Raw genomic sequence first — 15,264 nt, 5'->3', positions numbered from 1 at the left:
GCTCAAGCTTAGAGTTATTTGGTTAATAGGCATGGCAGTACTATAGTTGCAACAGTACCCTCCCCCAGAGTGGAGCGTATTAAAAATTCACCATGATGCGCATGAGCAACCACCTGAGCTACAGCTAACCCCAACCCTGTACCATGAGACTTAGTTGTATAAAAAGGCTCTAGCGCACGTTTTAATTGCTCCGGCGTCATACCTTGCCCTTGGTCAATAATCTGCAGGGCTATGCGGCCCGCGTCATCCGTAAAACGTATAGTTAATTCGCACCCTTTACCACTTGCCTGGAGCGCGTTTTCAACTAGGTTGATACATACACCTAACAGTGCGTCCTTATTACACTGAAACTCGTAATTAGGGACATCATTGATACAATCACAATCTGCATCATAGCTGACGAGAGGAAGATCAAGCATATCCTCTAACTCCCGCATAAATGCGGAAGAAGAGATCTGATCATCCAACCGCATTTCTCCCCGCGCAAAAATCAGCATATCTCGGACTTGCTGCTCAAGGTTTGTTAAACGAGATTTAGCTTTACGTGCAAACTTCTGCCGCTGCTCAACTAAAAGATCTGGGCGCATTAAGTGATCAACATAGAGCAACGCTGCGGATAAAGGCGTCCTAATCTGATGCGCCAATGAGGCCATCATACGACCCATCTCAGACAACCGCTGATAATGGGAAACACGCCCTTGTAGCAACCGCGTTTCGGTTTGGTCTATCAGTAACACTAACTGGCCCGGCTCACTATCCATCGCGCGGGTCATCAAACTGACACGACGACCATCTTTTAAAGAAACCTCATGCCCATCATCTCCACGAGGTGCAAAACTGCGGTTAATAATGTCAAACCAAAACTGCCCGATTAAAGGGGTACCCAAAAAGCTTTCCGCTGCAGGGTTGGCCTCAGCCACCTTGCCTGCGCCATTAATTAGGACAACACCTGCCGGTAAAATCGATAATAGGTTTTGAAAACGGTCACTAAGCCCAACATTTTTATCTTCATTTTTTTGACGTTGAAGAGACTCGCTTATTAGGGATTCTTGCGCCTGACTTAAGGCCGTTTCTAATTCCGTAATACGGGTTTTATAGCGTTCGATATCATTCATATTACTTACGTTGCATCCCATATTTACGCATTTTTTCTACTAAGGTCGTTCGCCTAATTTTTAATAACTCAGCAGCTCTGGCAACAACACCCTCATGTACTGCCAATGATTGCTCAATTAAGCTCCGCTCAATAGCTTCTAAATGAGCCTTAAGATCCAGCCCTTCTTCAGGCAGATGATCTAAATGAGTGGCAGAAGCTATAGCGCCAGTAACAGAGGATGATTCCAACAACTCTTCCGTATTCGCATAACGCGCAGGATCAGGTTCTTCAACATGCTGAAAACGGGCCGGCAACTCAGAAACACCAACAACGCCATTAGGAAAAAGAATCGCTAGTCGTTCAGCAAGGTTGGACAGCTCTCTCACATTACCAGGCCAAGGATGAGCCTTTAAGGACTCTAGAGCGCTCATTTGAAATCTGACAGAGTCAAAACCTTGTTTTTTTAATCGGCCTAATAACTCATCCAGTAATAGAGGAATATCTTCGGTTCGCTCTCGTAATGGCGGCATCTCAATTGGGAAAACATTTAGGCGATAATAAAGATCCTCTCTAAAGCTCCCTTCTTCAATCATCTCTTCAAGGTTTTTATGCGTTGCGGCGATAACACGTATATCCGCTTCAAGTGTTTTAGTGCCACCGATACGCTCAAACTTTCGCTCTTGAAGCACACGTAATAGCTTTACCTGCATAGATAAAGGCATATCACCTACTTCATCAAGAAAAAGCGTCCCCCCTTGAGCCAGCTCAAAACGGCCTGAACGACTAGAAACCGCACCCGTAAAAGCTCCCCGTTCGTGACCAAACAACTCACTTTCAAGCAAATCTGCAGGAATAGCTCCACAGTTAATCGGCACGAATGGGCCATTTTTACGTACAGAATAATCATGTAGATTCCGAGCAACCACCTCTTTACCAGTACCCGACTCCCCTGTAATTAAGACATTAACATCACGTCCCGTGACTTGAGACATAGCCTGCCGCACCAGCCTCATAGGCCGACTACTACCGACTAAACTTGAAAAAAGCTCTGAAGAAGGATTATTCGCATCCCTTGCCCCCAGGGACGGCCGAGAATAAAGTTGAGCTTTATGTAATTGATCGAGTAACTCTTGATAACTAAAGGGCACATTTAACTGCCCTGTCACACCACTTTTCAGATCATCAGGCAGCTCAGCGACTTCAGACCATTCATCTAAAGTAACAACAGCAGCATCAGGTGTTTTTTGCTGTAAATTGCGTAGCAGCTTTTCAAGGGATATAGGTAATTCACTTTGTCCAAGCAACACTAAAGAGACTTTATCACCTTTGAGTGACTGGTCATCTGACTGCAACCAATCAACAAATCCATAGAATTCAAACGGGCGACCTAAAAAAGAAAGTGCAGCACGAATTAACTCTCTGCGACTTAGATCATCATCAATAATTAATAGTTTTGGCTGCGCAGTCATTCCTGCTTATCTCTACCTGATTTGAGTAGAACCAATAGTGGCAACCACAGCACGAAATGTCAATTATCTGACAGAACTTAAAAATAGAAAAATTAACGCCTATATTTTGACGCACATGAGAATATCCCTTTCAACAAAACCCTGATTTATAATAGTCGGTGAATCCAAAAAAAAATTAACGTTTCTACTATAACTTCAATAAGATAAAGTAATTCCCTATAAGCTCATACAGAAAGCAGGAATAAGATGAGATTCATAATTACAGGAGGAGCAGGATTTATAGGCTCTGCAGTTATCCGCCGCCTACTAAAACACACTAACGATACTGTTATAAATATAGACAAGCTAACCTATGCTGCCAATATAACTGCACATAACTCATTTTTACAAAACGAACGCTATCACTTTGAACAACAAGATATATGTGATGCTACTGCTATCAGTCATATATTCACCAAATACCAACCTGACGCAGTAATGCATCTAGCCGCAGAATCCCATGTAGATAGATCAATATCCGGACCAAACGCTTTCATTCAAACCAATATAGTCGGAACTTACACACTGCTAGAAACATGCCGTCACTATTGGGCAACACTTAATGCTAAACGTAAATCAATTTTCAGATTCCATCATGTATCAACAGATGAAGTCTTTGGTGATTTATTACCCACCGATACCCCCTTTACAGAAGAGAGCAACTACAATCCTAGCTCTCCATATTCAGCATCAAAAGCAAGCTCTGACCACTTAGTTAAAGCATGGCAGCGCACTTACGGATTACCGACTATTATATCCCATTGCTCTAATAATTATGGGCCTTTTCAGTTCCCTGAAAAACTAATTCCTTTAACCATCCTTAACGCTCTACAAGGCAAGAAAATACCTATATATGGAACAGGTGATCAAATCCGTGACTGGATCTATGTAGATGATCACGCAAAAGCCTTACTCCAAGTAATCAAACGAAGTGATATTGGAGAAACCTATAACATCGGTGGCCAAGAAGAAAAAAAGAACATAGAGGTGGTAAATACAGTCTGCGATCTACTCGAAGAGCTCTGCCCAACCAATATACCCTATCACTCCCTTATAACTTATGTCACAGATAGAGCTGGGCACGATAAAAGATACGCTATAAATTCAGATAAAGCCTATTCACAGCTAAACTGGAAACCTGACCATTCTTTTAGTGACGGTCTAAGAGAAACTGTACACTGGTACTTAAACAACAGCGATTGGTACAATAACAACAAAGCATCCACCATAAATAACAAAAATAATAATGACTAAGAGAGCCAAATTATGAAAGGTATCATTCTTGCTGGCGGCTCAGGAACTCGCTTATATCCCATCACCCGAGCCATCACCAAACAACTCCTACCCATATATGACAAGCCGATGATCTATTACCCGCTATCAGTACTCATGCTCAGCGGGATACAAGATATTTTAATCATTACGACCCCCGAAGATAACGATAGCTTTAAACGACTACTAGGGGATGGAAAAGACTTCGGCATAAGACTCAGTTACGCAATTCAGCCTAAACCTGAAGGCTTAGCACAAGCTTTTATTATTGGCGAAAACTTCATTGGTAAAGACAGCGTATGCCTAGCCCTTGGAGATAACTTTTTTTATGGTTACGGTTTCTCTCCTAAACTACGAAGCGCAGCAGCCAGAACATCAGGAGCAACAATCTTTGGCTATCAAGTCAAAGACCCAAAACCCTTTGGGGTTGTGGAGCTTGATAAAAACCGCAATGCAATCTCCATTGAAGAAAAACCCAAAAAGCCTAAATCTAACTTTATCGTCACAGGGCTCTATTTCTATGACAATGATGTTATAAATATTGCAAAAGAAGTAAAACCTTCAGAGCGAGGTGAGCTTGAGATAACATCTATTAATCAGGCCTATCTCGATAGAGGGGCATTAAAAGTTGAATTACTCGGACGAGGATTTGCTTGGCTGGACACCGGCACTCATGGCAGTTTACTAGAAGCCGCGCAATTTGTAGAAACAATAGAAAAAAGGCAAGGCTATAAAATAGCCTGCCTAGAAGAAATTGCCTATAGAAACGGTTGGTTAAACGAAGAGGACATTCGAAGAATTAGCAAGCCCCTTTGTAAAAGCCATTACGGTGAATATTTATTGAGTATGTTAGATGTCGATACCTTCAACTAGACCTTATCTTCCAAACAGACAAATATTAGATAAATATATAGATCGTATCTATGACTCCGGCTGGTTAACCAATAATGGTCCGCTTGTTAACGAGCTAACACAACGTCTAGAAGAACTCTTTGAATCGGACCATATCCTGCTGGTTGCTAACGGTACTTTAGCACTGCAGATAGCCTATCAAACGCTCATAAATTCGGTAGATGATCAAACGAGTCCCATTGAGGCGATCACTACACCGTTCACCTTTATCGCCACAAGTAACGCATTAAAGTGGGAAGGGATCACACCGATATTTACCGATATAAACCCCACCGACTGGTGTTTATCTGCCAATTCGATTGCAGAAAAAATAAATAAGAACACCCAATTTATTGTCCCTGTTCACGTTTTTGGAAATGCTTGTCCAATAGAAGAAATTAACGAAATAGCAGAGAAATACGCGTTAAAAACAATCTACGATGCATCCCATGCGTTTGGAATTAAGTACAAAGGTAGAAATATAGTTCAGTACGGCGATGCCAGCATTATAAGCTTCCACGCAACCAAGCTGTTTCATACCGTCGAAGGGGCCATGATACGCTTCAAACATAAATCTGACTTAGCCAAAGCAAAAGAGATCATAAATTTCGGATTTAACGATAATAAAGAACCTTGCAGGCTCGGTATCAATGCAAAAATGAACGAGTTCGAAGCCGCCGTAGGCCTCTCCATTTTAAATGATATTTCAGACATCATAAAAGAGAGAAATAACATAACTGCGGTTTATCAAGACGAGTTCAAAAACACCCCTTCGGTGATCAAATTAAATATAACCAATAACAGTGCATACATGCCTATTCTGCTTGATTCGGAAGCGACACTTTTATCGACTTTAAAAGCCCTAAAGTCACATAACATAGAAGCCAAACGCTACTTTCACCCCAGTTTAGATACAGTAGAACATCTCAACCCATCAAACAGATGCCCCATATCTCAAGACATCTCGACTAGAATACTGTGCCTTCCCATTTATAATGGGCTAACGACAAAAGAGATTAAACATATCTGTGAAATCATTAACCACACAATTAATACTCACTCAATAGATAACCTAGATAATAACCACTAACGAAACAGGCGAAAAATGAAGAAGCACGGCCATGTCGCCATAATGCAGCCATATATTTTTCCTTATCTAGGCTACTTTCACTTAATCGAAGCTAGTGAGCTATTCATTTTTTATGATGATGTGAGTTACATAAAAAAAGGCTGGATTAACAGAAATAGGATTCTGCTCCAGCAAGAACCTAGCCTGTTCACTCTACCCATTCAACAAGCCAGCCAGAATGTTTTAATTAAGGATACTCTGACTTGCATAGATACACGTTGGAAAAAGAAGTTTTACGCAAAATTAACTCACTCCTACCAAAAAGCCCCACACTTCACTCAAGTTATGGAGCTCATTGACGCCTCACTCAAACACACTCAAAACGAATCAATAGCCTCCGTTGCAATCAATGCAATTCAATTAATTTACCAATACCTAAATCACGATATTACATATAAAAGATCCTCAGACATCTCGCCTCATACACAAGGCATGGACAAAGCAGAACGCCTAATCAAAATAACAAAAGACCTAGGCTACACATCTTATCTAAACGCCCCTAGTGGAAAAGAGTTATACAGCAAGGGGGATTTTAAAAACCAAGGTATTGATCTTCATTTTATACGCAGTCTAGCGTGTCACTATTCTCAGTTTCATCATGATTTCATCCCTTCTCTTTCGATCATTGATGTTTTAATGTTCAATACGATAGATGAGACAAAAACACTGTTTCAGTATTTCACGGTAGAATAAGGATGACACTTTGAGCAACAATACAGATACGTTGATTACTGTTGCGATACATGGGGCTCCGAGGTCTGGCACCACGTGGATTGGGGAAATAATCAACAGCTCACCTAACACCCTATACCGCTATCAACCGCTATTTTCATACGCTCACAAAGACTTCTTAACACCTGCATCAACTCAGGGGGATATTGACAGCTTTTTCACGAGATTAAAGTCTTGCAACGATAACTTTACAGGCCAGCTAGAACAAAGACATAAGGGGATATTGCCAGTATTCAAAAAGGAGCAGATAACACATATCGCTTATAAGGAGGTTCGGTATCACAACATACTAGCCAACCTTATGGCAAAAAAGCATGATCTGAAGCTCGTCACCATCATCAGAAACCCATTATCAGTGATAAATTCATGGTTGAAGGCACCAAAAGAATTCAGGGCCGATCTTAACTGGAATATGCTTAATGAATGGCAATATGCTACGAAGAAAAATCAAAATAAGCCGGAAGAATACAATGGATTTGAAAAATGGAAAGAAGCCAGCACCTTATTCCTCGACTTAAAAAAAGCGTACCCAGACAGGGTCCATTTGATTACATATTCAGCTTATTTAGCCAACCCAACCCAAGAAACAAAATTACTATTTAACTTTCTAGACTTAAGCTACACAGATCAAACTATAAGATTTCTAAACGAAAGCACAGGCCAATACAATGTAGACCCCTACTCAGTCTACAAAGCACAACAATCTGATGATGCATGGAAGCAAGAGCTCCCCAAAGAAATATCTGAGAAAATCCAAAGTAACCTTAAAGACACACGATTAGAAAGATTTTTAACATAGCATTCAAACCAACTAAATATAGTTTATTGAAGACGCTCCATAATACAATCAAAGCAACCCCGTTATCCGTACAGGTAAGCATATGTCTTTCACATTTTTAATGTGCTCCGAACGCTCAGGTAGCAATTTAATTACCAAACTACTGAATGCTCACTCAGAGATCTGCGGCCCTTCAACTAAGCACCTAATCAACCCCGTTGCTCGGAACTTATTTAGATATGGCGATTTATCAAATCAACGCAACTGGTATGCCCTAATAGACGACATTCATATACTGCTATCTGCGGGCTTCTCGATTTGGAAAAAGGAGTTCAAAAAGTCAGAACTGAAAGGGCTAGCACCCTGTGGGGACATTGTTTCTTTACTCAAAAATATTTTCATTGAGGAAGCATCTGAAGACGGAAAAGACAACATTTTCATTAAAGAGAACCATCTATACGAATTTCTGCCTTTTCTGCTAATAAACTTCCCAGAGGCTAAATTCATTTACCAAACCAGAGACCCAAGAGACATGGCATTATCGTGGAAAAAAAATAAAAGCCATCCCGGGGGCATTATTGTTGGCGCTAAACAATGGTCCTATGACCAACAAAGATTTCTAAGTAACTACCATATACTACGTAAAGTAAATAAAGCATTTCTTATCAAATATGAAAATTTAATAGACAACCCCGAAGAAGCTTTATCTGCAACCTTGTCATTTTTAGGGCACCAATTCCAACCATCTATGCTCAAATTCAATAATGACGAAACAACCCGTCTCAATGCACAAATACAGGAAAGCTGGTCCAACCTGTCGCGCCCCATAATAACGAATAACAGTGCGAAGTATACAGACGAACTCACGCCAGATGAGATCTCACTTGTGGAGAAAATATGCTATTTCGAGATGAAAGAACTTAACTATACACCGATGAACAGCCTAGAATATTTAGACACGATTTCATCGCAAAGGATTAATATGCTTGAGCAACAAGAAAGACAAGATATTCCTGCTCAGCGCTCGGCAGGCACGTTAAAAAGCATGGATGCTAAACGAAATTTCTATCGGCATGAACATGAAAATTAATGTGGTGATGGCGACACACTACATGCGATGATCCCTCAGAGGCGAGTCATACTTTTTCAATATAACGTAACCACATATCACTAAAAGCACCTTCTAAATCTTTTGCCATTAAGGAACCATTGTATAACCGTGATTCACTAACCTGCTCCCTTAACCCTTTACGCACCTCTGATAAGGCATGAATATCTGCACAAACTTTATTGGCAATCTCAATATATTCACCTTCGTTCTCTGCAACAAACTGATCCAAGCCTGCCTTATATAAAACTGCTGCCCCCCGTCGAGAGATACGATCACTACCCTGTAAAGAGATATAAGGCACACCCATCCACAGCGATTCTAAATTAACCGTTCCCCCATTAAATGGGAAAGGGTCCAAACCTATATCAATACGCTTGTACGTATCAAAGTATAGCTCCCTTGCTTCTCCTATTTCGCAGTCAATCCTCTCCGGATCAACCCCAAGTAAAGCAAACCGATCTTTAATACTTCTCGTAGTCGCTGCATCACAAAAAGCAGTATCTTTAATCAATAACCTTGCAGAGACATTCTCCTTAAGAATTGTCGACCAGAGCGCAACAACGTCATCGTTCAGCTTGGTAACCTTATGTAAGCAGCCAAACGTTATATACCCATTTTTAAGCGCGGGCAGGTCCCCTACAGACACATCAGTATCTGGCGGAAAGAAGCAACCTGATATATTTAAGTGCCAAGGCGCCTCAACATAAAAGGGTTTAATAGAATCAGGGAAATTCCATTGATCACCAATGAAATAATCGATCTCAGCGACCCCTGTGCTTGCAAAAAAACCCATCCACGAGATTTGAATAGGTGCAGCCTTCCAAGCAAACAAAGGTAATCGGTTATGCGCAGTATGCCCTGACAAGTCAATTAGTATATTGACCCGATCATCATAAATCGTCTGTGCGATATCGCTATCTGATCGGTGAGCAATTTTACTCCACTTAGTAAAACAGGGCTTTAGCTCTTCAGTGACTTCATCTTCGTCGGAATAGTTACTATAGGCAAGTAACTCGACTTTACTGTTATCAAGTTTATCGATCCAACTCTTCAAAAAATAAGCGACCGAATGTTTCCTTAAGTCACCAGAAACAAGCCCTACTCGAATTTTCGGCTTATCTATCTTTTCTAATAACGGCCACTCTGTATAAGGTTCTGCTTTTGCGCGCGCAGCTTCACCATAAACTTGGGCTTTAATAAGGTATTCTTCTGAAGACACAGAGGGGTCGGACGCCATACACATTAATATATTACTAAAAATATCTAGGCGGGAAGGATCTAGGTCATAGGCAGCTTGATAACAGGGAATAGCTTTTAAAAGTTCTGAGCGTTTACGATAGACACTCCCCAAATTATTATGGGCCTTAATGAGTTTTTTATCGTATTTTAACGCTGTTTTGTAAGCCTTAGTCGCTTCTTCATATCGCCCCATACTCGACACAACATCCGCATAACCTAGATGCGCTACTGCTAAGGATGGTTCGAGTTTGACCGCTTCCGAAAAACAGTGGCTCGCTTTATTTGCATCACCTAGGCCTTTAAATGCCAAACCTAAGTGGTGATTAACCTCAGCATCCTTTGGCTTTAAACCTAGAGCCTTTGCTAATAAAAGCTGCGCTATTTTGTAATTCTGCTCTTGAAGAAGAATAATACCGAGAAAATGCAATGCATAGAAATTACTATCATCGAGCTGAAGTACTCTTTGAAATAAAGCTTTAGCCTGTGGAAAATTAGAGTTCTGATAACTTGAAATCCCAAGAGCGAGAGCCTTTTTTACAAGATCATTTTTCTGATTCACAGGCAACTACTACACATAATTTAACAAACTAAAAACTAATCGTTCTGAAGCTCAACCGGCATACCGGACCAACCCTGCCTAATCTCTAGCATGAGTCCCATTACATCTTGAATTTTGTCGGCGCTATTCTCGCGATTAGCCAGAATTAATTGACGTATCATGTAGTTATAAAGTTCATCAAGGTTAGCAGCTACTTCACCGCCCTTTTCCAAGTCCAAAGCACCCTTCAAGCCAACAATAATATCTGAGGCTTTATTCAAATGTTCAGTTCTTTCTTCAATCTGTTTACGTTCGATGGAGCCTTTAGCTTTGGCCAAAGAGGTCAACGCCCCTTCTAATAACATCGAAATAAGCTTATGTGGACTCGCTGTTTCTACAGTCGCCCTTAAATCTACACTTTTATACTCTTTAAGGGCATTTAAATTAACACTCATAACACATACCTACCTAATTAAATTCTAATATCCACACCTAACAATAAACACGTCGTTAGCTGCTGCTAGCGGTAAATGGTAACTGTTCCAACAAACCGTCCAACTGACTACCCGTACTTTGGAAACTACTCACTATTTGTTCCATGGCTAAAAACTGCGCGGACAAACGCGTTTCTAACTTTTCCATCTTACGGTCTAATTCAATCCGATCATCGGCAACATCCTCTAACGCTTTGTTAATATTATCTTCGCGAAGCTGAATACTACCGGAAGAAGACAGAAAGCTCGCGATTAACTTATCAAGCTCACCAGCAAAACCGCGTGAGAAATCTACTGAAACAGTACCAGCAGCAACCGCATTTTCGCCGATAGTGAAATTCAAACCATAAGGATCAGAGTCAATTTCAGGCAGAAGAACATTACCAGAGCCAAATCCAGCAACACCATCAATAGTGCCCACTACATCAACACCATTATCAGATTGTGTAACAAATCCTAGCTCTGCTATATCTGCACCAAAATCAGTGGCATCAAACGCGACATTTGAAGCGGCACCATAACTTCTAGATATAAAAGAGAACTGATCGGTCGCCTCATCATAAGCCACATCAACAGCAACGTTCGCAGCGCTGATATTACTATCGCCATTAATCAAAGATTGTAAATCTGCACGAATTTCGTCTGCAGTTGTATAGCTACCCGTCAAGGTAATTGTATCTGACTCAATACCATCGACCGTTACTTTAAAAGAAAGATCTAATAAGCTAGCATCAGCAATCGTAACTGTATCTGCAGCACTATCAAAACCAATATTACCACCATCAACCATTGCATCCGCATCCACCGATGCTTTTTCTGGGTCCGTAGTAATAACAACATCGTAATTCCCAGGAACTGTGCCAGAAGAATAACTCCCTACAGAGACAGACACCTCATCACTTGATGACGCGGTGTTAGTTGCAAACAGGGTTTCAACTAGAGCAAAATTCTCTTCCATTGCTCGACTAAAATCTTCTTCATCAATCGACAGCGTCCCATCGAGCTCTGTACGTATGCCTACATTTGTTAACGCAGTAAAACCTTCATCGATACCCGGTACTATGGAGCCTATTGTTGATCGAATCTGATTAAGCAAGGCTTTAGCTGTACCATCGGTGGACAAATCACCCTTTACGGTCTGGTTATCTTCATCCGTACTATATCCAGTTAGATTTTGTGCTGTTTCATAAAACAGATTATAAGCTTCAACAAAATCTCTTATAGCTTGCTCTGCTGTAGAAGTATCTTCACTTACCGTGAAAGTAAAACTACTACCCGGCTCCGCCTTATTTAAGGAAAAGTTAAACCCTTGAATAACATCACTAATGTCATTTGTTTCTCGAAATACAGTGAGGCCATTAACTTTTAATTCAGCATCTTGTGCTTGTTGAGTTTCTGTAACCTGTGATGATTCCGTTTCATTAAACTCAAAAACACTTAAACCGGTTGCATCGCCTTTCGTTGCATCATCACTGCTCACCCTAAGCGCATTATCCGCACCCGATGGAGCAGTTAATAACAACTGATACTGCCCATCAACCAATAAAACCGATGCTTGAACATCTGCATCTTCCTCATTAATTTTATCAGCAATATCCTGTAACGAATCAGATGCATCAACGGTAATATTTAATGCAGCACGCTCATCATTAGTCGCAAACGAGTACGGATCTTGATCCGCATCAGCATCAGCACCCGGATCAATATCTTCGTCGTAGGTCCAAGTACCAAAACTAATAGTCAGCGTACCTGCTTCATTCAAGGCTTGATCTTTATCAGAGTATGCCCCCGTCGCTAAAGACTGGGCTTGAGCAACCTCAACAACCTCTATTTGATAAGTACCAGTTTGAGCACCCGGATCGACTGAGTTAGGCGTGATAACATCGGTATCAGGAAATGAAACACTACGCGCATTAAAGGTGTCATTATCAGAAAGGGGATCAAGCACGGCAGCTAACTCAGACAAACTACTCTGTAAGGTTCCGTATGCTGATATCTGCGCTTCCAGTTTCTCCTCTGTAGCATCTAAGCGCTCCTCTCTAGGAGCCTTTTCTATTTCTACAAGCTGGGAAACAAGGCTGGAGGTATTGATACCAGAACCGGCTCCCAGTGAGCTAATAATACTATCACTCATGGCCTTTGCCTCTGGTTTTTAGGTGTGTGGAATAAAGCCTATGGAATATCAGGCTTTCTTATCAAAAAGGAATCCTATCATCCGATCCAATGATTCAGCAAACGCTAATGCTTCTTCATTTGGAATCTGACGTATTACTTTATCAGTTGTCAAATCGCGTACTTCAACAACAACTTGCTCTGACGCTTTATCAACAGAAAAACTTAAAGAGCGCTGACTACTCTCCATCATTTCATTAAGGCGATCAATAGCAGCGTCTAGCTTCTCTGCTGAAACCTCTTGGGTCTGTTGAAACTGCTCGTTTTTCTGCGGCTGTTCAACAGGCTGAGGCTTAACCTGATTTACGGTTTGTTGAGTCTGCTGTGACGGCTGAATAACATTAGCAGCAGCCCCCATCGATTCAATAGCCATAACCCAATCCTCTTCTTAACCGTTCGAGAATACCCCCATCGCCGTTACAGGCTCTGGGGGTGAATACTCTACTAAGTGCTTTATCTATATAGTATAGCTGCTATCTTACTGAAGTAGAGATAGAACTTGCTGTGGTGCAGCGTTAGCCTGAGCCAACATCGCTGTACCGGCTTGCTGTAGAACCTGCGCTCTTGATAGTGCAGCGGATTCTGAAGCAAAATCAGCATCTTCAATACGTGAACGGGCAGCCGAAACGTTTTCAGATACGTTTGACAAGTTATTCACTGTAAAGTCTAGACGGTTACTAACCGCACCCAAATCACCTCGAGTGGAGTTAATCTGCTCAAGTGCAGAATCGATGATATCTATAGCTTCCTGTGCACCATTAGCAGTTGAGATATCGATACTTGATACGCTGCCACCAGCACCTGCTGCTGCATTGGTTTCATTAAGACCAAAGATAGTCTCCATCGCAGCTTCATCACCATCCTTGTATGAGATAGAGATATCACCACCATCAACGGAGGTCAGTTTTAAAGCATCAGTTATGCCATTAGCACCATCTAGAGACGCTGTCACACCTGTTTCATCTGTGTAAGAGTTCAACCAAGCAACCAAGTCACTTTCTTCACCAGCAGTGCTGTTACCGTCATAATCAACACTTGAATCGTACTCACCAAGCGTCACACCATTTATAGTAACCTGGCCTGCATCAACATCAGCCTGCGCTTGTGCTTGATAGCCTGTTACAGTACCCGCTTCTAAGCGCGTATCTAAACCAACAACATCAGCATGAGCAGCATCATTATATTCAATGGTTACAGCATCGCCAGAATCTGCAGAGATGGTAAGCGCAGCTTCGAACGTTGCATTTGTAAATGTACCAATTGCATCATTTAACGTAGCACCAGTTGCACTAAGCGCAACATTATCAGCACCTTCCACAGATACAGTTAGGTAGCCATCATCATTGATCTCAGCCTGTATAAGGCCGTTAGATACTTCGTTAGCTTTATCCGCTAACTCTTGAAGGGAGCCCGTCTCAGATACCTGGAACGTCTGCACATCGCCGTTCGCCATTGTCACTGCAAACTGAATGTTTTCACCTGAACTCACAATACCATCGCCCGATGTTGTCGCTGTAGCTTCAGCCAATGTACCAACAGTTATACCTGCAACGTTTGAGTTAACTGTATCAATCGCATCCTGAAGCACTGTTTCACCGGACAAATCACCGATATCAATACCGTTGATAGACATTGTCTCTGTGCCGTCAAATGTCTGCAACTGAGTCAATAGGTCATTGCCCGAATCTGTTGCACCAATAATAGATGCACCCGTACCATTACCTAAAGATTGAGTATCTGTCGCACCAATGTTTAGCGCGATAGTTTCATTGGCATCAGCACCCGCTTGCAGATCAACTTGACCTAAGGTTCCATCAAGAATATTAAGGCCGTTGAATTTAGTTGTTTCAGAGATACGATCAATCTCAGCAATCAACTGCTGAACCTCGGCATCTAGGGTTGCACGGTTACCATCATCGTAAGTACCGTTGGCAGACTGGATAGACAGCTCACGCATACGCTGTAGGATGTTAGTTGTTTCGTCCAACGCACCCTCAGCCGTTTGAATTAGAGAGATGCCATCGTTTGCATTTCGTACCGCTTGATCCAAACCACGAACCTGAGAGGTCATGCGGTTAGAGATTGCCAAGCCCGCAGCATCATCTGCTGCAGAGTTAATACGCTTACCACTAGATAAACGCTCCATTGCTTGGTTCTGATCGTTCTGTGAAAGCGTTAAGTTACGCTGAGCATTCAGCGACATAATGTTTGAATTAATTACCATTGACATGAGTTTGTTCTCCTCATACTCAGCCGAATTTGACCGACCGTAATAAAAATATTTTCTATTTGAATTTCCAGCTC

13 protein-coding genes are annotated in these 15,264 nt (G+C 41.6%); 6 read left to right on the top strand and 7 right to left on the bottom strand.

Annotated features, from left to right (window positions below; all coding sequences use genetic code 11):
* Nucleotides 1–14: 14 nt before the first annotated feature.
* Nucleotides 15–1,115: a sensor histidine kinase gene (locus ACOQOE_RS03075; protein WP_420554856.1), complete on the bottom strand. Its 1,101-nt coding sequence runs from the start codon at nucleotides 1,113–1,115 to the stop codon at nucleotides 15–17.
* A gap of 1 nt (nucleotide 1,116) precedes the next feature.
* A complete protein-coding gene (locus ACOQOE_RS03070; RefSeq protein ID WP_420554855.1) occupies nucleotides 1,117–2,565 on the bottom strand; it encodes a sigma-54 dependent transcriptional regulator in 1,449 nt (482 codons plus the stop codon).
* Nucleotides 2,566–2,811: 246 nt separating this feature from the next.
* Between ACOQOE_RS03070 and rfbB the strand changes: the two genes are divergently transcribed.
* The 6 genes from rfbB to ACOQOE_RS03040 all read left to right on the top strand — a co-directional run bounded on the left by rfbB (nucleotide 2,812) and on the right by ACOQOE_RS03040 (nucleotide 8,496).
* On the top strand, nucleotides 2,812–3,858 hold the full coding sequence (rfbB, locus tag ACOQOE_RS03065; protein ID WP_420554854.1) for a dTDP-glucose 4,6-dehydratase: 1,047 nt from the start codon (nucleotides 2,812–2,814) through the stop codon (nucleotides 3,856–3,858).
* Between the two features lie 12 nt (nucleotides 3,859–3,870).
* A complete protein-coding gene (rfbA, locus tag ACOQOE_RS03060) occupies nucleotides 3,871–4,749 on the top strand; it encodes a glucose-1-phosphate thymidylyltransferase RfbA (RefSeq protein WP_067866523.1) in 879 nt (292 codons plus the stop codon).
* Nucleotides 4,730–5,857, top strand: a complete 1,128-nt coding sequence (locus tag ACOQOE_RS03055; RefSeq protein WP_420554853.1) for a DegT/DnrJ/EryC1/StrS family aminotransferase — start codon at nucleotides 4,730–4,732, stop codon at nucleotides 5,855–5,857. Before rfbA ends, ACOQOE_RS03055 begins: the two co-directional genes overlap by 20 nt.
* Nucleotides 5,858–5,872: 15 nt before the next feature.
* The gene (locus tag ACOQOE_RS03050) at nucleotides 5,873–6,589 is read left to right on the top strand and encodes a WbqC family protein (RefSeq protein ID WP_067866527.1); all 717 of its coding nucleotides are present in this window, start codon (nucleotides 5,873–5,875) and stop codon (nucleotides 6,587–6,589) included.
* Between the two features lie 10 nt (nucleotides 6,590–6,599).
* Nucleotides 6,600–7,427: a sulfotransferase domain-containing protein gene (locus tag ACOQOE_RS03045; RefSeq protein ID WP_420554852.1), complete on the top strand. Its 828-nt coding sequence runs from the start codon at nucleotides 6,600–6,602 to the stop codon at nucleotides 7,425–7,427.
* A gap of 82 nt (nucleotides 7,428–7,509) precedes the next feature.
* Nucleotides 7,510–8,496, top strand: coding sequence for a sulfotransferase (locus ACOQOE_RS03040; RefSeq protein ID WP_420554851.1), 987 nt, complete (start codon nucleotides 7,510–7,512; stop codon nucleotides 8,494–8,496).
* Between the two features lie 46 nt (nucleotides 8,497–8,542).
* On the opposite strand, the gene ACOQOE_RS03035 is transcribed toward ACOQOE_RS03040, so the two are convergent.
* From ACOQOE_RS03035 to ACOQOE_RS03015, 5 genes are all read right to left on the bottom strand, one after another.
* Nucleotides 8,543–10,315, bottom strand: coding sequence for a tetratricopeptide repeat protein (locus ACOQOE_RS03035; RefSeq protein WP_420554850.1), 1,773 nt, complete (start codon nucleotides 10,313–10,315; stop codon nucleotides 8,543–8,545).
* Between the two features lie 35 nt (nucleotides 10,316–10,350).
* A complete protein-coding gene (gene fliS / locus ACOQOE_RS03030) occupies nucleotides 10,351–10,749 on the bottom strand; it encodes a flagellar export chaperone FliS (RefSeq protein ID WP_067866535.1) in 399 nt (132 codons plus the stop codon).
* A gap of 55 nt (nucleotides 10,750–10,804) precedes the next feature.
* Nucleotides 10,805–12,922 (bottom strand): flagellar filament capping protein FliD, encoded by a 2,118-nt coding sequence (gene fliD, locus ACOQOE_RS03025; protein WP_067866537.1) that lies wholly within the window; start codon nucleotides 12,920–12,922, stop codon nucleotides 10,805–10,807.
* Between the two features lie 48 nt (nucleotides 12,923–12,970).
* Nucleotides 12,971–13,333: a flagellar protein FlaG gene (locus ACOQOE_RS03020; protein ID WP_067866539.1), complete on the bottom strand. Its 363-nt coding sequence runs from the start codon at nucleotides 13,331–13,333 to the stop codon at nucleotides 12,971–12,973.
* Nucleotides 13,334–13,438: 105 nt separating this feature from the next.
* A complete protein-coding gene (locus tag ACOQOE_RS03015; protein ID WP_067866541.1) occupies nucleotides 13,439–15,190 on the bottom strand; it encodes a flagellin in 1,752 nt (583 codons plus the stop codon).
* Between the last annotated feature and the right edge of the window lie 74 nt (nucleotides 15,191–15,264).

The sequence above is a fragment of the Neptuniibacter marinus genome (assembly GCF_965223595.1).
Taxonomy (GTDB): domain Bacteria; phylum Pseudomonadota; class Gammaproteobacteria; order Pseudomonadales; family Balneatricaceae; genus Neptuniibacter; species Neptuniibacter marinus.
Note: the sequence above shows the minus strand (reverse complement) of the source record. Positions and strands in the feature narration are given on the sequence as shown.

What these genes read in the sequence shown, in the direction of transcription:
- ACOQOE_RS03055 (WP_420554853.1), top strand. Translation starts at nt 4,730, where the DNA reads ATGTCGATACCTTCAACTAGACCTTATCTTCCAAACAGACAAATATTA.
- fliS (WP_067866535.1), bottom strand. Translation starts at nt 10,749, where the DNA reads ATGAGTGTTAATTTAAATGCCCTTAAAGAGTATAAAAGTGTAGATTTA.
- rfbB (WP_420554854.1), top strand. Translation starts at nt 2,812, where the DNA reads ATGAGATTCATAATTACAGGAGGAGCAGGATTTATAGGCTCTGCAGTT.
- rfbA (WP_067866523.1), top strand. Translation starts at nt 3,871, where the DNA reads ATGAAAGGTATCATTCTTGCTGGCGGCTCAGGAACTCGCTTATATCCC.
- fliD (WP_067866537.1), bottom strand. Translation starts at nt 12,922, where the DNA reads ATGAGTGATAGTATTATTAGCTCACTGGGAGCCGGTTCTGGTATCAAT.
- ACOQOE_RS03075 (WP_420554856.1), bottom strand. Translation starts at nt 1,115, where the DNA reads ATGAATGATATCGAACGCTATAAAACCCGTATTACGGAATTAGAAACG.
- ACOQOE_RS03070 (WP_420554855.1), bottom strand. Translation starts at nt 2,565, where the DNA reads ATGACTGCGCAGCCAAAACTATTAATTATTGATGATGATCTAAGTCGC.
- ACOQOE_RS03020 (WP_067866539.1), bottom strand. Translation starts at nt 13,333, where the DNA reads ATGGCTATTGAATCGATGGGGGCTGCTGCTAATGTTATTCAGCCGTCA.
- ACOQOE_RS03050 (WP_067866527.1), top strand. Translation starts at nt 5,873, where the DNA reads ATGAAGAAGCACGGCCATGTCGCCATAATGCAGCCATATATTTTTCCT.
- ACOQOE_RS03015 (WP_067866541.1), bottom strand. Translation starts at nt 15,190, where the DNA reads ATGTCAATGGTAATTAATTCAAACATTATGTCGCTGAATGCTCAGCGT.
- ACOQOE_RS03040 (WP_420554851.1), top strand. Translation starts at nt 7,510, where the DNA reads ATGTCTTTCACATTTTTAATGTGCTCCGAACGCTCAGGTAGCAATTTA.